Below are 19384 nucleotides of genomic sequence, written 5' to 3'. Positions count from 1 at the left end.
ATCTTTACAAGTATTTCAAATTTCTAGGGAGATTCCTCCTTCGTCGGAATGACAAAAAGGCGAGAAAATCCTCAAATAATTAAAGCACCTCGTAAACTCCCGCAGCACCTTGACCAGTACCAACACACATTGTTACAATGCCATATTTGTTTCCTCTACGTTTCATTTCGTCGAATAATTGAACAGAAAGTTTAGCTCCTGTACAGCCAAGTGGGTGACCTAAAGCAATCGCTCCACCGTTCACATTCACGATATCAGGATTGATACCTAATTCTCTCACTACTGCTAAAGATTGTGATGCAAAGGCTTCGTTTAACTCAATTATCTCAATATCGTTCAATGACATTCCAGCTTGTTTTAAGGCTTTCGGAATGGCTTTTACGGGGCCAATTCCCATGATTCTAGGTTCAACTCCAGCAGCTGCATAGCTTACCATTCTTGCAATTGGTTCCAGGTTTAATTCTTTTACCAACTCTTCTGACATCACCATTACAAAAGCGGCACCATCGCTCATTTGTGAAGAACTTCCTGCCGTAACACTTCCGTCGGCTGCAAAAACAGGTCTTAATTTAGCCAAAGCCTCTAAATTGGTGTCAGCTCTTGGACCTTCATCTTTAGAAACTACATACGATTTAGTCGCTTTCTTTCCGTTTTCATCGATGTAAGTTTGTTCTACAGTTATCGGAACAATTTGCTTATCGAATTTACCTTCAGCTTGTGCTTTCAACGCTTTTTGGTGTGAGTTGAAAGCGAACAAATCTTGATCCTCACGGGAAACCTTGAACTGTTTTGCAACAGCTTCCGCAGTCAATCCCATTCCCCAATAATAATCTTCGTGACCTTCTTTTGCTACGGCATAATCGGGTGTTGGTTTGTAACCTCCCATTGGGATGAAGCTCATGCTTTCGGCACCACCAGCGATAATGCAATCTGCCATTCCTGATTGGATTTTTGCAGTTGCCATGGCGATAGTTTCCAATCCCGAAGCACAATAACGGTTTACGGTAACACCTGGAACGTCATCGATTTTCAATCCCATCAAGGAAATCAATCGTGCCACATTTAAACCTTGTTCGGCTTCTGGCATTGCGTTTCCGACCATTACGTCGTCTATTCTTTTCTTGTCGAAATCTGGCAGTTCATTCATCATGTATTGAATGGTTTCTGCAGCTAATTCGTCGGGACGTTTGAATCTGAATACTCCTTTTGGAGCTTTTCCTACCGCGGTGCGGTAAGCTTTAACGATGTATGCTGTTTTATTCATCATTTTAAATTTTGAATTGTAAATTATAAATTAAATCATTGTCTATTAAACGATAAGCTGAACCATTTAAAATTCAACATTTATAATTTAAAATAATTAATTGCGAAGCGGTTTTCCTTTTGTTAGCATGAATTGAATTCTTTCCAATGTCTTTCTCTCTGTACACAAACTCAAGAAAGCCTCTCTTTCAATATCCAATAAATATTGCTCAGTAACCAAAGTAGCTTCTGATAAATCACCACCAGCCATTACATAGGCCAGTTTATTGGCTATCTTCTTATCGTGCTCGGAGATGTAGCTTCCAGCTTGCATTTGGTCGGTTCCAACTAAGAACATTCCCAATGCTTGCTTTCCTAAAACCTTTACATCTTTTCTTCTTATTGGCTGTGTATATCCCGCTTCTGCCAAAATCAATGCTTGTTTCTTAGCTTCAGCAATCTGTCGGTCTTTGTTGATGACTACGATGTCTTTTCCGTGTTGTAAGATGCCTAGATCGAAGGCTTCGTGAGCAGAAGTCGAAACTTTTGCCATAGCCACTGTTAAGAAATATTCTTGCAATACGTTCAATTCAACATCGTTCTTACGGAATAAATCCGAAGCTCTCAAAGCCATTTCCTTAGAACCACCGCCACCTGGAATTACTCCTACACCAAATTCTACCAAACCAATATACGTTTCCGCAGCAGCGACAACTTTATCAGCATGCATGCTCATTTCACATCCGCCTCCTAGAGTCATTCCGTGTGGAGCTACCACAACTGGAATTCCGGAATAACGAACTCGCATCATTGTGTCTTGGAACAACTTGATGGCCATATTCAACTCGTCATATTCTTGCTCGACTGCCATCATGAAAATCATTCCGATGTTGGCACCCACAGAGAAATTAGCTGCTTGATTTCCAATCACCAAACCTGCATATTCTTTTTCGGCCAAATCGATGGCTTTGTTGATACCTTGCAAAACATCACCTCCGATAGTATTCATTTTCGATTGGAACTCTAGGTTGAGTATTCCGTCACCTAAATCCGTGATTACGGAACCTGAATTGCTCCAAACTTTTTTGCTTTCGCGGATATTATTCAAAATGATAAAAGCATCCTGTCCAGGAATTTTCTTCTGTGATTTTGAAGCGATGTCATAATAATAGGTCGCTCCATCTTTAATAGTGTAGAACGATTTGTTTCCAGAAGCCAGCATTTCCGTCACCCAAGTTGCAGGCTCTAGATTCTCCGCTTTCATCAGTTCGATGCCTTTTTCGACACCAATAGCATCCCAGATTTCAAATGGACCGTTTTCCCATCCGAAACCGGCTTTCATCGCATCATCAATCTTATAGAAATCTTCTGTAATTTCAGGAACCCTGTTGGCTACATAAGCAAACATACCTGTGAAGTTTTTTCTGTAGAATTCTCCCGCCTTGTCTGTTCCTTTTACTAAAACCTTGAAGCGATTGATTGGCTTATCGATGGTTTTAGTTAATTCTAATGTAGCGAAAGAGGCTTTCTTTGCCGCTCTGTATTCTAATGTGTCTAAGTCTAACGACAAGATGTCCTTGTCTACTTTTTTATAAAAACCTTGTCCCGTTTTGCTACCCAGCCATTTGTTTTCCATCATCTTGCTGATGAAATCTGGTAGCTTGAACAAGTCGTGTGCTTCATCGTTCGGAACACCTTCGTAAAGTCCGTTGGCAACGTGCACTAAGGTATCTAATCCTACCACATCAACCGTTCTGAAAGTAGCTGATTTTGGTCGGCCGATAACTGGTCCTGTTAGCTTATCTACTTCTTCAATAGTAAGTCCCATTTCTTTTACCAAATGGAACATACTCATGATTCCATAGATACCTATACGGTTTCCGATGAATGCAGGAGTGTCTTTGGCTACGACCGAAGTTTTGCCTAGGAACTTTTCGCCATATACATTTAGAAAATCCAATACTTCTGAAGAAGTCTGTGGACCTGGTATGATTTCGAAGAGTTTTAAATAACGTGCCGGATTAAAGAAGTGTGTCCCACAGAAGTGCTTTTGGAAGTCTTCGCTTCGGCCTTCACTCATAAAGTGAATCGGGATTCCAGAGGTATTGGAAGTAATTAATGTCCCCGGTTTTCTGTATTTCTCAATCTGTTCAAAGACTTGTTTTTTAATGTCAAGCCTTTCGATTACCACTTCGATAATCCAATCTACATGGGCTATTTTTGCCAAATCGTCCGTAGTGTTTCCGGTTGTGATTCGGTTAGCAAATTTTTGATTGTAGATAGGAGAGGGCTTCGATTTCAGGGCGTTTGCCAAATGGTCATTTACCACTCGGTTTCGAACCACTTTGCTTTCGAGTGTCAATCCTTTTTTTTGTTCGGCTTCGGTTAGTTCACGAGGTACAATATCGAGAAGCAGGACTTCTACACCGATATTTGCAAAATGACAGGCAATTCCCGATCCCATGATTCCTGAACCAATTACCGCAACCTTTTTAATGAGTCGTTTCATTATTATATTGTTTATTCGTTGTTTGTTTTATTCGTCTATTTGAAAGGTTTCCAAAACACTTTCTTTTCTGTAATGAGGTTGTTGATCGTTTCGGCAACTTCCATAAAATGCTCCAACTTTTCATCTGAAATATTCTGCCTGATGATTTCATTGAACTTGAGCACCGTATTTTTAGACAGCTCCCTATTTTCCTTTCCGAATTTGGTCAGGTAAATCAAAACTCCTCGTCCATCTTCGGGATTTTTCTTTCTGATGATCAATCCTTTTTCTTCCATCGATTTGAGGGTTCGGGTGAGGCTCGTGGCTTCCATTCCCATTTTAGGCCCCAAGGCTGTTGATGGTGTTCCTTTGTCTTTGTCGATGCTTAATAAAACGAACCCTGTTGCCATCGTGCCACCATATTTGGAGGCTTCCTCGTTGTACATTCTTGATACAGCTTGCCAAGTTGCCCTCAAGATATAATCTATTGTTTTGTCTTTCATATAACTATAACGATTTCAAAGATACTAAAAAAATACTATGCATGCATACTATATTGTGTTTTTTTTATGTCTTATTTATTTTTTTTTGTTTTTGAGTCTTCTTTTAAAGTATATTAGGTTTAAAATTTTTATGTTCTTAAAGTTAAGTGTATTTTTCTAAAGCCTGTTTAAAATTTTCCTTAATTTGATTTCTTAATCTTTCCGGACTTATCACTTCCAATCCACATCCGAAACCTAAAAGGAGGCGATGCAGTTCATAATTTTCGACTAAAAAAAGATGAATAAGGATGCTTCCGTCCTCGTTGGTTTTGATCAGCCTTTGGGAATTATGGAGGGGTTTCGTAATCACATAAGGGGCATTAGTACTGTCAATCAGCAATTCGATCTTTCGGGGTTGCAAACCTGAATTGACGGTTACACCTACAACATTTTTATAGAATTTCTCTGCATCAAAATTCTCGTTTATATAGTCTGCCTTAAAATCGAAATCTATGGCAATAATCCTGTCCAATGCCAGATTGCTGATAGGAGCGTTTGTTCTTTTCTTGCCCACCAAAAACCAACGGTTGTTAAATTCCTTCAAGATGTAGGGATGAAAGGAAAATGTATTTTCATCACGTGAGGTAAACGACTTGTAGGTAATCTTTAGAACAATCTTCTTGATAATAGCTTGATACAGCGTGTCTAAAAAATTTAATCCTTTGAGATTTTCATTCTTATCCAAATGAATAACGGGTTGCGTATGCGATTTTTCGGCATAGATTTTATCTTCCAAACGTTGCAAGATGTCCGACACATCGCTGAACAGGGAAAAATCTTTGAACTGCTTGAGCATCGAAACGGTTTCTGTCAACACATTAATGTCAGTTTCCGTCAACGGAATATCAGTGATGGAATACTCTTCGTCTTCGTATTTGTAAAACTTCTTATCGTACACTACAATTGGAGCATTGTAACCTAGTTTTTCGCTCCGCATCATCTGTATATCCAACTGAACGGTTCTCTTGCTTACGGAATCTTCCTTGCCTTCGTATTCAAACAGGGCTTCGGAACAAGCATTCATTAAATCTTCCAATGTCCATTGGCGGTATTGGTTTTGCAGGCATTTGTCGATGGTTTTATAGCGGATGAGGGCGTTTTTGTTTTGGGCCATCTTAGGAAGTTTAAAAGTTTAAAGTTTAAGGGTTTAGGAGTTTTTGGGTTATAGTTGAGCAATTTCCTTTTGGATATTTTGTCTGGCTTTGGCTTCAAATAATTCCCTGAAGGTTTCGGTTTGGTAGATGAAATCCTTTTCTAGGAAATGTTCCAAGGCTTTTTTTCTGCCTGGGTTGTAGAGGAAATCGGGGTAGATGCTGTATTCCTTCCTTATTTGGTTGAAATAGATTTTGTAGTCTTCCCAGTCTTTTGCTAGGATTCTTAAATCGAAATCAATGAGCCATTTTTCATCTTCAACACCTTTGCTACTGTGGTCCTTTGTGGCAAGAATCATATCAAAAACGATCCGACTGTTGATTGCCGTGTTGTCTGGAAGTAAGGCTACCGCCAGTTCTGCACTTTTGAGTTCGTTGTCTTTTCGGGTGCTTTTATAGATAATGTCGTGGTAGAAAATACTGTACAGCACTTCATCGGGAAATTGCAATTGATTTTTGTAGGTATCAAAACATGCTATCATCTCTTCTAGATGTGTAAGATTATGGTAGTGTCTTGATTTTTTGGAATAGGCTTTTTCTAAAGTCTGCCAATGGTTTTGGATGCTATCCTCAGTGAAACCAATATGTTTGAGTAATTCAATAAATATTTTTTGGAGTTGCATAAGTTTAGGATGGCGATGTTTACCCAAATATAGAAAATCTTTGTTATTACGCAAAACAATTGCGTAGAACGTTGAGTGATTTTTAAAATAGAAAACCTGAACAATGGATAATTGCTCAGGTCTTTTTTGAAAATAATAATTATGAATTATTCTTTATGCACATCCTTAAACTTGAGCATATCTCCCAGTCGTTGTTCTTTTTCAGTATCAAAGCCACAAGTAGATTGAAACTCCTTAGGGTTTTCATAGGTTCCGAATAGCATGTCCCACCACACAATATCACCATAATTATTGGTGTGCTTGTCGTATTCGTGGTGGATCCTGTGCATTTCCGGACGTTGGAAAATATAACCAATCCATTGCGGAGTTTTTACATTGGTATGGTAAAAGAATTCTCCCAGAGCGGTGAACAACGTATAAATGGCGCCCGCTTCCAAGCTCAATCCCAATGTTGTAAAAACCAAAAGGCTTCCTATGATGGAATTTACCGTCATTTCTAAAGGATGCTTGTAGAAAGAAGTGATGACTTCCAAGCGTTGTGGACTGTGGTGAATCTGATGAAAATGTGTCCACAGAAAATTGATCTTATGTCTCCATCGGTGCCACCAATAAAAGATAAATGTGGCAATAAAATAAGCAATCAAACCTCCAAAGAAAGGATTTACATAGTTGGACAGTTCAAATAGGGAAACGCGTGCGAGCCAGATTTCCCAAGTATAACCAGCCAATGTTACAACCCCAAGTTGAACGAAGTTTATCGCTAAAACCCTAATTGTCCAAGTAGGCACTTCGGGTAATTTCCAACCTGGTGTGAGTCGCTCCAATAAGAAGCAAAAACCAAATACCATAAAGATGATGAGTAGTGTCATTTTATTTAAGTTTACTGTCGTACCGTGAAGTACAACAAGGTTTTACAATTGTTTTAAATCTAATCAAGACAAATGTAGAAGCCTTTTATACTAAAAATGATGCACTTGGGTTAACAAATTACTGTACGATTCGTTTCCTGATCCTGCTTAAAGATTGTGGCTTTACGCCAACAAAGGAAGCAATGAGGTATTGCGGAATTCTTTGGGTAAGATCTTTATAATGTGTCAAGAAGTAGCGGTAACGGTCTTCCGGATTATAGCGGTGAACAGTTAATAATTGGTTGACCATAATGATAAAACGATGTTCTATTATGACCCTGCCTAATAGATTGGCATTTCGGGAAACTTTGTATAATTTTTGAAGTTCGTCGTATTCAATGACCAATAGTTCGCAATCTTCCAATGCCTGTATGTTTTGTAGTGAAGGTTCTTTCGATATAAAACTCCCATAATCGGCAATAAATTCGCCTTCCTTGGTAAACTCCAACGTTGATTCCTCTTCATTTCTAAAAACGAAATAGCGTACCAAACCCTTGCATAGGAATCCCAAACGATGGTTTACATTAGTAGATTGCAAGAAGTATTCGTTCTTTTTTAAAGAATGTGTTTTAAAAGCTTTACGAAACATTATTTCCTCCTCCGGTTCAAGGGAGGTAATTTGTTTTAGAGCATTTAAAAGTATGTCGTAGGAATCCATTGCAAGTTATTTGCTTACAATACTACATAAAATTGCTGAAAAGGAATTATTTTTAAATCATAAATACTACTACGCAAAATAATTGCGTACTACCGCTATCATCTTTGTACCATCAAAAGATAGAAATTATGAAAACACCCATCAACGGAAATGATTTAATGGCATTGGGATATGCCGAAGGAACTGTTTTAGGTATTGCCTTAAGAATCAACAGAGGCCGAAATGGTTTTACAAGAGAACAAATGATGGAGCACTATGCCAACGTATTGGCTACTCCAGAAAATTACATAGACGACAAGGTATTTAGCAAGCTTGCCATCGCCTTAATTGAAAAAGCAAATGAAAAGCCAGAAGATTTTATCGCCTTGAATCCAACTCCTGATGCGTTTTCAGCTTATGGTTTGGACCATATCGAAGACGGTGCCATTAACCAGATGAAAGTAGCCATGCAACTTCCTGTTACGGTAGCAGGTGCTTTGATGCCAGATGCTCATCAAGGATACGGATTGCCGATTGGTGGTGTTTTGGCAACCAACAATGCGATTATTCCTTACGGAGTGGGTGTAGATATTGGTTGCAGGATGGCGTTGTCAGTATATGATATGGCGGAAGATTTTTATTATGCAAATCAAGATAAATTCAAACGTGAATTGGTGGCACATTCGAAGTTTGGTGCCGGACATGGTTTTCACGGACAGTACAAATCGGATCATGCGGTTATGGAAAGCCCAGATTTTCAAACCAACTCTTTAATAAAAGGGTTGAAGGATAAGGCTTGGTCACAATTGGGTTCTTCCGGTGGAGGAAATCACTTCGTGGAGTTCGGGATCTTGGAATTTGCCAAGGATGATGCCGTTTTGAACATCCCGAAAGGTAAGTATATAGCGTTGTTGACGCATTCGGGTTCCAGAGGTTTTGGTGCCACGGTTGCGGGACATTATACCAAAATGGCGAAAGACGTTTGTAAATTACCGGATGTGGCAAAAAACTTGGCCTATTTGGATATGAATTCGTCCTTGGGTCAGGAATATTGGATTGCAATGAACCTTGCCGGAGATTATGCCTCTGCCTGTCATGAGGTCATCCATAAGAAAATGGAAAAAGCCTTGGGGGCGACAGTTTTGGCAAAAGTGGAAAACCACCACAACTTTGCCTGGAAGGAAGTATGGAATGGAGAAGAGGTAATCGTGCATAGAAAGGGAGCGACTCCAGCCGGAAAAGGCGTGATGGGAATCATTCCGGGAAGTATGACGGCACCGGGATTCTTGGTTAGAGGAAAAGGGGAGGAAAACGCCATCAACTCGGCTTCGCATGGAGCAGGAAGACAGATGAGCCGAACGCAAGCCATCAAGACGATTACCAAAAATGAGATGCAAACCATCTTGAAAGACCACGGCGTGACGCTTATTGGTGCTGGTTTGGATGAAGCGCCAATGGCCTACAAGGATATCAACATGGTGATGGCTTCACAGGAAGACTTGGTAGATGTGGTGGCGAAATTCACGCCTAAAATGGTGAGGATGGCGGATGATGGGAGTCGGGAGGATTAGTGTTCAGTGTTCAGTGTTCAGTGATCAGTATTCAGTGATCAGTATTCAGTGATCTGTATTTAGTGATCGGTTTGATAAATTGGGTGTTTTTAAATAGAAATCATTTTGCCACAACCAAATTCATTACTATCTTTAGGAAAAAGATTAAATATTAGAATGCATAAAATAAAAAAAATATGAAAAACATTTTTCCTACCGTAATGGCTGCCTTAGTGCTAACGTCCTGTGGCAACAAGAATGCTGAAAAGAAGAACGAAAAATTAGAATCGCCCACCACCACAACAAACGCCCCGGTTGAAACCGAACAACCCAACAGCGACCTGAAACCCGCCTTTGCAGGACAGACCCGTATTGCAGGTGTTCAAACCACAACTCCCTACGAAGGCAAGATCCTTACAGACAAACTCGACAGGCCTTGGGGAGTTGCTTCATTGCCAGATGGAAGACTGTTAGTTACAGAAAAGGGAGGAACGATGCGAATTGTTACCAATAGTGGTGTCGTGTCGGAAAAAATAACAGGGCTACCCGAAGTAAACGATGCCGGACAAGGCGGTTTGCTGGGTGTGACAGTGGATCCAAATTTCGCCACCAATCGGATGGTGTATTGGACCTATTCTGAAAAAACAAAGGAAGGAAATCTCACGGCTGTAGCCAAAGGAAAACTTGCTTCGGATGAAGGCAAAATGGAAAATGTAGTGGTGATTTTCAGGGCTACACCCGGACACAAAAGTACCCTGCATTATGGTTCGAGAATTCTTTTTGACAAGCAGAGGAATCTAGTTTTCAGTACGGGAGAACGCTCGGACAAGGAAACCCGACCACAGGCTCAGCAGCTGAATTCTGCCAACGGAAAGATACTTCGCATTACCACCGAAGGAAAACCTGCAGCAGGGAATCCGTTTTCCAACACGCCAAATGCACGTCCCGAAATTTACAGTTATGGACACCGAAACGTTCAGGGACTGGCGTTCCATCCGGTTACGGGTGATTTGTGGGAAAATGAGTTTGGCCCGTTGGGAGGAGATGAGCTGAACCTGATCCAGCCTGGAAAGAACTATGGTTGGCCTGTAATCACTTACGGAATGGAATACAGTGGCGACGAAATAGGGCAACATATCGGACAAAAAGAAGGACTGGAACAGCCAGTCTATTATTGGGATCCTGTACTCTCGCCTAGCGGTATGACGTTTTATACCGGAACAGATGTACCGGAGTGGAACAACAATTTGTTTATTGGCGGATTGAGCAGCAGCCTTATTGCCCGACTTGTCATTGAAAACAATAAGGTAGTAGGAGAGGAACGCCTGTTGAAAGAGGAAAAGCAACGTTTTCGCGACATTACCCAAGGAAAAGACGGCGCTTTATATGCCGTGACCGATGAAGGAAGGCTGTACCGTATTGGGAAGAAGTAGTAACATGAAAGAACCCTTCTTTTTAACAACCCAACGAACTATTTTACGCAATCTGACAACAGAATATGCTGCAGATTTTTATACGCTAAATCTTGACCCCGAAGTACTGCAATTCACAGGTGACACACCTTTTGAAAGCATAGCGGCTGCAAAAGATTTTCTCACCCATTATGACCAATTTGAAAAATATGGAGTAGGTCGATTTGCCGTACTCGACAAATCGACTTTGCAATTCATGGGTTGGTGCGGACTCAAATACAGCAAAGAAAAGAACGAATACGACATAGGTTTCAGGTTTTTTAAGGGCTATTGGAACCAAGGTTTTGCTACTGAAACGGCCAGGAGATGTCTTGATTTTGGTTGTAATGAACTCGGACTTCAACGCATCGTTGGTAGAGCCATGAGCGAGAATGTGGCGTCTATAAAAGTGCTGGAGAAGCTAGGAATGACGTTTACCTCCACTTTTGACTTTGACGGACAGGAAGGCGTATTATATGAATTCACAAAGAAAAACAATAAGTGATACCAACCGAAACTCCACTTTTTGCTGACCTGAAATGGATTCAGCAATTGGTTTATGACAAATGTGGTCTGCAATTGACCCATCTGCAACAGAATGAAAATCCAGCCTATGGTGCTTGTAGCTTCCAACTCGACGGACAAGTTATAGAACACCGAATGTCTAAAATCACACCTACAAAAACAGGGCAATTTGTAACCGTCTGGAAACGAAATGAAAAAGGAATAACAGCCCCATTTGACGCTTCAGATCCTCTCGATTTTATCATCATTACCTCAAAAACAGAGGACAAAATAGGACAATTTATTTTTCCCAAAGCCGTCTTGGTCAGCAAGGGAATACTTTCGCAAAATGGGAAGGGTGGAAAACGAGGGATAAGAGTTTATCCACCTTGGGACACTACGACAAACAAGCAAGCCATGGCAACACAAAGTTGGCAGATTCAGTATTTCGTGAACATCGAAGAGGGTAACACGACTGGCCTTAGCCTGATGAAGCAATTATTCAAGTCCAAAAAATAAAAAAACAGCATGAACCAAAGAAAGAAAGCCGTATTCAATTGGAGTGGCGGAAAAGACTCCGCTTTAGCACTCCAAAAAACCTTGCAATGCAATGAGTTTGAGGTTATCTCCTTATTGACTACAATCGACCAGGAATCGCTAACGTCCTCCATTCACGCCATTCCTTTGGAAATCCTGTCAAGGCAAGCTCAGAGTATTGGCATTCCGCTGCATACTGTTTTATTTGCAAAAGACCTGACCAACTATGACGACAAAATGCGTGAAACAGTCGAGCATTTCAAAGCACAAGGCGTTACCCATTTTATTTTTGGCGATATTTTTTTGGCTGACATAAAATCCTACAGGGAAAGCAAACTCCATCCATTGGGAATAGAAGTGGTAGAACCGCTTTGGGACAAATCGTCTGCCGAGATCATTCACGAGTTCTTACAATCAGGAATCAAAACCAAAATAATTGTGACACAGGCCGATCTCTTGGACGAATCCTTTATCGGAAAAGAATTGGACCTCAACACAATCCATCAGTTTCCAGACAGTATCGATGTTTGTGGAGAAAACGGAGAATACCATACCCTTTGCTATGCAGGTGGTCCATTCAAAAAGGAAATTGACTTTTCGATCTTGCAGACCAAGAAAATCACCTACGACATCAGGCTTGACACCGGAGAACTAAAAACTTTTGAATATTGGCAGGCGGATGTAGTGGAATAAGGATCGTTTTATAATAATTAGCACCACATTGTGTCTTGAAATCCCTGCACCCCAAAACGCATTGCTTGTCAATTTTTATCGATTATTGAGCCTGTTTTTGCCTTCCTTTTTCAGTTGGTTGATGGTCAAAGTAAGCTCCTTTGTGAAATCGTCCAAGGCAAGTGCCGACTTTTTCACATAGCCAATAATATTTCTCAATTCCTCTAGCGAATAGTCAGCAGATTGGTCGATGAGATTGGCAATGCCCAAAATTTGCGTAACCGGTTGCCTCACCTTATGCGAAGTGATAAAAATCATTTCCTCAAGCCCTTTGATATAGGTTCTCAAATAGTTTTCCGTTTTCTGAAGTTCTCCATTGGCGAGGGTCAGCTTTTCGGTCAAGGCTGTATTTTCCTGGTGTTGCACATCAAGATGCTTGTTTGCCATCACCAATTCTTCTGCCCGTTTGTGCTTCTCTTTATTCTGGAAAATAAGTTCCGCATTGGCAATAATCAGTTCATCCGCCCGTTTGTGCTTTTCCGCATTCTGGAACACGAGTTCCGCATTGGCAATGATCAATTCATCTGCCCGTTTCTGTTTCTCGTTATTTTGGAAAACCAGTTCCTCATGGGCTATGAACAGTTCGTCTGCCCGTTTTTGCTTCTCTTCATTCTGGAAAACGAGTTCCTTGTTTGCAATGAACAATTCATCGGCCCTTTTTTGTTTCTCGTTGTTCTGGAACACATGTTCTTCCTGCGACAAGAGGAGTTCGGAAGTTAAGGTGTCAATTTCTACTTTTTGAAAAGCAATCTGTCTTTTGAGTTGAGCAATCTGTTCTGATTCACTTGTATTGCCCATGGCGACTGATTCTTTTTAAGGTTAATTGTAGTACTGGTTTTCAAATTTACATATAAAAAGCATTCGCAGGATGTCGCATTCAAAAAATCACCCTAAAATCTTAATAAATTTACCGATCCTTTTATCGGTATCCACTTTTGGACGTTCTTGTTGCATAGGGGCGTTATAGAGGTTGACCTACCTTAGACCTACTTTAGATGGGGAGTAAAGGGGGCGTTGCTACTTTCTATTTCTTATTGTTTATTTCTATCCGATTGCGTTTTTCAGTTATCTTCAAGTCTAACTTTTGCTCTCGCCAAGTCGCCAAGACGCAAAGAGAGGGGTGGTCACTTTGCGTGTTGGGGTGAAACATACTTTCTATTCTTTATTTTAGGATGGTGGGTGGCGTGGCTGGTTTTTTTGGGGAATCAGGGCTCACAGTTTTGGGAATTAATGGGTACGAATGAGGACATTAGGGTACTAACGGGACAGGTGGCTGAGGTAGGGACGGTTTTACCCCCTTATCTTTGTTTCCTAAAACCTATTATCATGGCGCAATTGAAAGGCCCCTTGCAACTCAGCGGGACAGTTGGTGGACTCATCTTTTACAAAAGGAAGGATATGAAGGGGGCTACCTTGGTGAAACAGCAAAACACGCTTACGAAACAGCGGATCCTGACGGATCCTGCGTTTCAGCGGACACGGGAGAACTATCAGGAATTTGGGCGTTTGAATACGCTTGGTGCGTGTATCCGGCATGGTGCCGCCGCACTGCTGCAGTGTGCTCCCGACCCCACTGTCACTACGCGGCTGGTTTCGGTATTATCGAAGATAAGGCACTGTGACCAGGAACATGAGCGGGGCCAACGTACCGCAGGCGAGGGGTTGCGTACCGAGGAGGGTAGGCAGCTGCTTCGGGGCTTTGAGTTCAATGGGAAGTCGGCACTTGGTTTGGTTTTGCGTTGTCCGTTTACCTTGCAGGAAGACTATACGCTTCTGTTGCAGGGGCTTGTACCCGCCCAGATGCTGGACTGTCCTGCCGGTGCCACCCATGTGGGGTTTCGGACAGGGGTATTGGTTGTGGATGCAGAAGGGGCGGCTTCCCAGCTGCAGTGCAGCCCGATGGTAAGCGTGGGAGTTGATGTGGAGCCTGCTGCTATTGCACTCCGACCAATGGAAGTGCCTAGCGGTTCCGGACTCTTACTTTGGCTGGTGCTGGTCGAGTTCTTCCAAGAAACCAATGGGAAGCGTTATCCGCTTTATGACCGCTCTCACAATGTGCTCCATTTGCTAGATGTGCGGTGTGTGTAATATAAATCCGTTCTTACTGTATTTTTTTACAAGATATTTTTTATCTTTGGGGTGCAGACCTTATTACTAGAGAGGTCTTCTTTTAGGTCTATCACAATCATTTATACCATGGAACAAAAAATACATCAGGGCAGGAACGTAAAACGCTTCAGGGAGATGCTGGGGATCAAGCAGGAGGCGCTTGCCTTTGATTTGGGGCAGGAGTGGAACCAGAAAAAGATCTCGCTATTGGAGCAGCGGGACATCATTGAAGAGGATATGCTGCGTCAGATTTCGGCAGCCTTAAAGATTCCTGTGGAGGCGTTCCAGAATTTTGACGAGGAGCAGGCTATTAATATTATTTCGAATACATTTCATGATACCCAAGGTTTAATCAATTATAACCCGAGTTTCAATAATAGTCCTATTGATAAAATAGTACAATTGCATGAAGAGAAAATTGCCTTGTACGAGCGAATGCTGAAAGAAAAGGATGATATGATGGCGCGGTTGGAAAAACTGATTAGCCAATAACAATGCTATTTTATATTAATAAAAGGTCCAGCTTACTTGCTGGGCCTTTTTGCGTTTGGGCTAGACTGTATCATTGCGATAACAGTGTTGATATTATATCGATAGTATGCTATTGAGGTTTTTTTCGCAAAAACAACTTTCATTGTAAATGGCTGAACAAAGCCCCTAAGATAAAGGGTTTTTTGTTGTAGAAAAGTTTCTACGTTTTTGTGGTGGTTTTTTTGTTAAATTTGGTAAGAGTGTGAGGGTGGTTTTGAAATAATTTGTGTGTTTATGGAAAACCGTAATTTGGGTTGGGAAATATGTGGTAGGTTTGGGTATATTTGAGATTAGTTTAATTAGCATAACCACAAGAAGGAAATCTAGAGGTAGCGTGGATTTTAGAAATGAAATAAAAAAATAGTTTATGTATTTATCAGAATTAAAACTTTGGAATTTTAGAAAATATGGATCTATTGATTCTTTTGATTTGAATAAACCAAATTTAATAGTTCCTTTCAATAAAGGATTAAATGTTTTAATTGGAGAAAATGATTCTGGTAAAACAGCTATTATTGATGCAATTAAATTAGTTTTAAAAACTCATGCATACGAATGGATAAAGGTTGAAGAATCTGATTTTTATAAAAAATCAGATAAATTAAGGATTGAACTTGAGTTTAAAGATATTAAACCAAATGAAGCTAAAAATTTTATTGAATGGTTAGGCTGGGAAGGTATTGGAGAAGAAGCCAAACCTATTTTAAGATTGAATTATCAAGTCGAAATAAAACAAGACAAAATTCAAGTAACCGATGTCAAAGCAGGTATGGATGAAACAGGTTATCCGTTAAATGCTGAAGCAAGAGAATATTTAAAAACTACATATTTAAAAGCATTAAGAGATGCTGATAACGATTTAACCGCAAAAAAGAATTCAAGGTTATCTCAAATACTTAAAGAGCATGAGTTTTTTAAAAAGAAATCAAAAAAAGAGGAACATCAATTTGAATTAGAATTTAAAAAATTAAATATAAAGATTGAAGAATGGTTTAAAACTGATGGAAACGAAAAGTTAAAAAAAGTTATTGATGACTTTTTAGTTTCATTTACAGATAAAAACAAAACATCAAATATATCTCTTGGAGAAAGCGATATAAAAAGCATTTTAGAAAAAGTTTCTGTTGGTATTTTAAATCAACAGAATTTAGGTTTAGGTACCATGAATCGTTTGTACATGGCGGCCGAGCTATTGCATTTAAAGAAGGAAAATTGGAATGGCTTGAAATTGTGTATGATAGAAGAGTTAGAAGCACATTTGCACCCACAAGCACAGATGAAAATTATTGAAGCTCTTCAAAAAGAAACGGAAGTCCAATTTATATTATCTACCCATAGTCCAAATTTGGCATCAAAAGTTAAGCTTCATAATTTGATACTTTGTAATAATAATTTTGCTCTGCCTTTAGGAGAAGTTCCTAATGAAGAAAACGAAAGAACTAATAGAGATAAATACACTAAATTAGATAAATACGATTATAAATTTTTAGAACGATTTCTCGATGTTACAAAAGCAAATTTATTCTTTGCAAAAGGTGTGATTTTAGTTGAAGGTTGGTCAGAAGAAATAATTTTACCTATCATAGCTAAAAGAATAGGGTATGATTTAACACAAAAAGAAATATCCATTGTAAATGTAGGTTCTACAGCTTATTTAAAATTCGCAAGAATATTTTTAAGACAAAATACACTGGAAAAATTAAATATTCCCGTTGCTATAATAACGGATTTAGATAATAGACCCGAAGCTAAAGACAATTCATTTTGTTCAATTAAAAAAGAAGAAAAAGAAAAGAAACTAAAAGAATTAGAAATTAGTTTTAAAGAAACAAAAGTATTATTATCCTATACAAGCGATTGGACTTTAGAGTGGTGTTTATATAAATCGGAAATACTTTCTAAACTATTTAAAGAGTCAGTATCTAAAATTCATTCGGGTACAGAAGAGTTCAAAGGAGAAAAGTTTGAAGAAGCAAAATTTGTGTCAAAATTAAGAAAAGATAAAAGTCATAGTCCAATTGATAAAGTTGAAGTTGCTTCATTATTAGCTGAAAAAATTGAAAATGATTTGTCAATCACAAAAGAAAAATTGGAGAAAGATGAAAAGTTGGGATATATAGTAAAAGCTATCAAACACGTTTGTAATGAAAATTGAAATTGATGATACACACATAAAGGAAGCAGAACAAATTTTTATAAAAGGAAATCAATTTGATAAATCAGAACGAATACCATTTATTAAAAATCTTGAAACTTGTGATTTATTAGCAGTACCAGGTAGTGGCAAAACGACAGCATTAATGGCAAAACTTTATTGTTTGTCTAAACAACTTCCGCTTAAAGATGGTTCAGGTGTTTTAGTTTTAGCACATACTAATTCAACAGTTGATGAAATTGAAAAAGAACTAAAAAAACATTGCCCTAAATTATTTGAGTATCCAAACTATGTTGGAACACTCCAAACCTTCGTTAACAAGTTTCTCGCTAATCAGGCTTGCTTTGAAAAATATGGTTCATACATTAACAGAAATGATGATGACTGGATTAATGACTTAATTACAAGAAAAATATTTTATAATAAAGGAAGTAAGATTTTTAGTTTTATTTCCAATATCATTAAATCAAAGAATAATAAAATAACAAAGCAATTTCTTGTTGAAAATGATGTAGAAGATGTTAAAGAACTTCTATTAAAATACAATAAGATAGGGATAATAAACGACGATAATGTTTTTGGAAATATAAAGGAAAACTACTCAAAAATTATAAATTCTGACCTATCACAAAAAGAAAAAACAGTTCTTTTCAATTTTAATAATCGCATAAAATTAGCAACTCAAGATATTTTAAATTTCAAAAGCATAATTAAAGAGTTTAGATATCTTGAAAAAGAAGAATGCTTTTTTTCAAATGATATTCCAAGTAAACGGAATAGACTTAATTTCAGTACTCCTTCAGGAAATGAATTGAAATTAATTTATGATGAATTAAGAAATAATGGTGATTTGCTATTCTATAATTCATTTGAATTGGCAAATGAATATTTACTGAAATATCCTAATATAAAAACAATTTTAAAAGAGCGTTTTAGTTTTGTATTTATTGATGAAATGCAAGATTTAGAAAAACATCAAATTGATATTGTAGAGAATGTTTTTTTTGATGAAAATTCTAAAACAATAATTCAAAGAATTGGTGACCCAAATCAATCAATTTATAATAAGGTTAAAGATGAATGTGATTGGAAGCCAAGAAAAATTAAATATTTAAATGGTTCAAACCGTTTAAGTGCCAAAAATGCAGAATTAGTGAATCACTTTACTCACAGAAATGAAGATGAAAAATTTATAGTTGTTGGTGAAAGAAATCTATTAAATGATGAAAAAGAAATCTATCCTCATTTAGTTTTATTTACTAAGGAAACGAAAGAACAATTAAAAAGTAAGTTTGAAGAAATAATAAAAAGTCATAATCTTCATAATATCGAAGAAAAGAAAAAAGGTTTTAAAATTATTGGTTGGACGGGGGAAAGAACAAATGAAGGGGACGGTAATTTATCTCTTCATACAATTTTTGATTACAATAAATTAAGTAAAGCAAAAAAAGAAGATTTCGATTCATTGAGTAAATATCTTCAACTTTTTAATCAGGAAAAAGAAACTTTAGAAGCAGTTAGAAAATCTATATTGAATTCTTTTATTGCAATATTAAGATTTGAAGACAAGAAAACACTAAAGAAGATTAGAGGTAAAAATGTAGAACGGTTTTTTACTAAAAGCGATTTAATAGAATACATTAAAAACCATTCAGATAATGAAGTTTATGATAAGTTTAAAGATAAATTATTTGGTTGGTGTTTTGATTTAGTTTCAAAGAAAAATTATAGAAAAACATTTAACTCTGTAAAAGATTTCATTGAGAACGAATTTAAAGATTGGTTTAGTTTAGAACTTAATTCTAAAACACAACTTTTTATTTTTGAATACGTTGATGAAATGAAAATTAAAAATAAAAAAATAGTAAAAGATGACTTAGGTATTGAAGTAGCAACTGTACATGCAGTAAAAGGTCAAACACATTGTGCAACAATGTATGTAGAAACTGCATATAAAACGCCTATTTATGAAACTTTAAAATTAAAAGAGGCTAGCAAAAATAAATCGGTAAAAAAACAGCAAACAAAAACTATCCCATTATTTAAACAAAAACAAAGCTGCGAAACACCAACGGGAATTGAAGCATTGAAAATGATGTATGTTGGTTTTTCTCGTCCAACACATTTGTTGTGTTTTGCTGTTTTAGAGGAAAATGTAAAAGATGATTTAGAAAAGTTTAAAAATGCTGATTGGGTGATTATTGATGAATTAATAAAAAAGTAA

17 protein-coding genes are annotated in these 19384 nt (G+C 38.1%); 9 read left to right on the top strand and 8 right to left on the bottom strand.

Annotation, left to right across the window (positions count from 1 at the left end; translation table 11 throughout):
- Positions 1 to 79: 79 nt before the first annotated feature.
- The 7 genes from G508_RS0109410 to G508_RS0109380 all read right to left on the bottom strand — a co-directional run bounded on the left by G508_RS0109410 (position 80) and on the right by G508_RS0109380 (position 7612).
- On the bottom strand, positions 80 to 1264 hold the full coding sequence (locus G508_RS0109410; RefSeq protein WP_026705081.1) for an acetyl-CoA C-acyltransferase: 1185 nt from the start codon (positions 1262 to 1264) through the stop codon (positions 80 to 82).
- A 96-nt stretch (positions 1265 to 1360) separates the two neighbouring features.
- Positions 1361 to 3751, bottom strand: a complete 2391-nt coding sequence (locus G508_RS0109405) for a 3-hydroxyacyl-CoA dehydrogenase/enoyl-CoA hydratase family protein (RefSeq protein WP_026705080.1) — start codon at positions 3749 to 3751, stop codon at positions 1361 to 1363.
- A gap of 35 nt (positions 3752 to 3786) precedes the next feature.
- Positions 3787 to 4233: a MarR family winged helix-turn-helix transcriptional regulator gene (locus tag G508_RS0109400; protein WP_026705079.1), complete on the bottom strand. Its 447-nt coding sequence runs from the start codon at positions 4231 to 4233 to the stop codon at positions 3787 to 3789.
- Positions 4234 to 4375: 142 nt separating this feature from the next.
- On the bottom strand, positions 4376 to 5386 hold the full coding sequence (locus tag G508_RS0109395) for a helix-turn-helix transcriptional regulator (RefSeq protein ID WP_026705078.1): 1011 nt from the start codon (positions 5384 to 5386) through the stop codon (positions 4376 to 4378).
- Between the two features lie 48 nt (positions 5387 to 5434).
- Entirely contained in the window at positions 5435 to 6046 is a 612-nt protein-coding gene (locus G508_RS0109390; protein ID WP_026705077.1) for an HD domain-containing protein, read from the bottom strand.
- Between the two features lie 146 nt (positions 6047 to 6192).
- Positions 6193 to 6915: a sterol desaturase family protein gene (locus G508_RS0109385; RefSeq protein WP_026705076.1), complete on the bottom strand. Its 723-nt coding sequence runs from the start codon at positions 6913 to 6915 to the stop codon at positions 6193 to 6195.
- A 118-nt stretch (positions 6916 to 7033) separates the two neighbouring features.
- Positions 7034 to 7612 (bottom strand): Crp/Fnr family transcriptional regulator, encoded by a 579-nt coding sequence (locus tag G508_RS0109380; RefSeq protein WP_026705075.1) that lies wholly within the window; start codon positions 7610 to 7612, stop codon positions 7034 to 7036.
- A 128-nt stretch (positions 7613 to 7740) separates the two neighbouring features.
- On the opposite strand from G508_RS0109380, the gene G508_RS0109375 reads away from it, so the two are divergent.
- The 5 genes from G508_RS0109375 to G508_RS0109355 all read left to right on the top strand — a co-directional run bounded on the left by G508_RS0109375 (position 7741) and on the right by G508_RS0109355 (position 12326).
- Positions 7741 to 9162 (top strand): RtcB family protein, encoded by a 1422-nt coding sequence (locus G508_RS0109375; protein WP_026705074.1) that lies wholly within the window; start codon positions 7741 to 7743, stop codon positions 9160 to 9162.
- 176 nt (positions 9163 to 9338) lie between these two features.
- Entirely contained in the window at positions 9339 to 10574 is a 1236-nt protein-coding gene (locus tag G508_RS0109370) for a PQQ-dependent sugar dehydrogenase (protein WP_026705073.1), read from the top strand.
- Positions 10575 to 10578: 4 nt separating this feature from the next.
- A complete protein-coding gene (locus G508_RS0109365; RefSeq protein ID WP_026705072.1) occupies positions 10579 to 11097 on the top strand; it encodes a GNAT family N-acetyltransferase in 519 nt (172 codons plus the stop codon).
- Positions 11094 to 11615, top strand: coding sequence for a MepB family protein (locus G508_RS0109360; protein WP_026705071.1), 522 nt, complete (start codon positions 11094 to 11096; stop codon positions 11613 to 11615). The genes G508_RS0109365 and G508_RS0109360 overlap by 4 nt, the downstream gene beginning before the upstream one ends.
- 9 nt (positions 11616 to 11624) lie before the next feature.
- Positions 11625 to 12326, top strand: a complete 702-nt coding sequence (locus tag G508_RS0109355; protein ID WP_026705070.1) for a Dph6-related ATP pyrophosphatase — start codon at positions 11625 to 11627, stop codon at positions 12324 to 12326.
- Between the two features lie 75 nt (positions 12327 to 12401).
- On the opposite strand, the gene G508_RS20290 is transcribed toward G508_RS0109355, so the two are convergent.
- Complete coding sequence (locus G508_RS20290; RefSeq protein WP_051197533.1) at positions 12402 to 13163, bottom strand: hypothetical protein; 762 nt, start codon at positions 13161 to 13163, stop codon at positions 12402 to 12404.
- A 528-nt stretch (positions 13164 to 13691) separates the two neighbouring features.
- Between G508_RS20290 and G508_RS0109345 the strand changes: the two genes are divergently transcribed.
- The 4 genes from G508_RS0109345 to G508_RS0109330 all read left to right on the top strand — a co-directional run bounded on the left by G508_RS0109345 (position 13692) and on the right by G508_RS0109330 (position 19384).
- The gene (locus G508_RS0109345; RefSeq protein ID WP_157485934.1) at positions 13692 to 14453 is read left to right on the top strand and encodes a hypothetical protein; all 762 of its coding nucleotides are present in this window, start codon (positions 13692 to 13694) and stop codon (positions 14451 to 14453) included.
- Between the two features lie 108 nt (positions 14454 to 14561).
- On the top strand, positions 14562 to 14966 hold the full coding sequence (locus G508_RS0109340) for a helix-turn-helix domain-containing protein (RefSeq protein WP_026705068.1): 405 nt from the start codon (positions 14562 to 14564) through the stop codon (positions 14964 to 14966).
- Between the two features lie 406 nt (positions 14967 to 15372).
- Positions 15373 to 17160 carry an ATP-dependent nuclease gene (locus tag G508_RS0109335; protein WP_026705067.1) on the top strand — a complete coding sequence of 596 codons (1788 nt, stop codon included), beginning with the start codon at positions 15373 to 15375 and terminating at the stop codon, positions 17158 to 17160.
- Positions 17150 to 19384, top strand: coding sequence for a UvrD-helicase domain-containing protein (locus G508_RS0109330; protein ID WP_026705066.1), 2235 nt, complete (start codon positions 17150 to 17152; stop codon positions 19382 to 19384). The genes G508_RS0109335 and G508_RS0109330 overlap by 11 nt, the downstream gene beginning before the upstream one ends.

Source organism: Flavobacterium soli DSM 19725 (assembly GCF_000422705.1).
GTDB classification, from domain to species: domain Bacteria; phylum Bacteroidota; class Bacteroidia; order Flavobacteriales; family Flavobacteriaceae; genus Flavobacterium; species Flavobacterium soli.
Note: the sequence above shows the minus strand (reverse complement) of the source record. Positions and strands in the feature narration are given on the sequence as shown.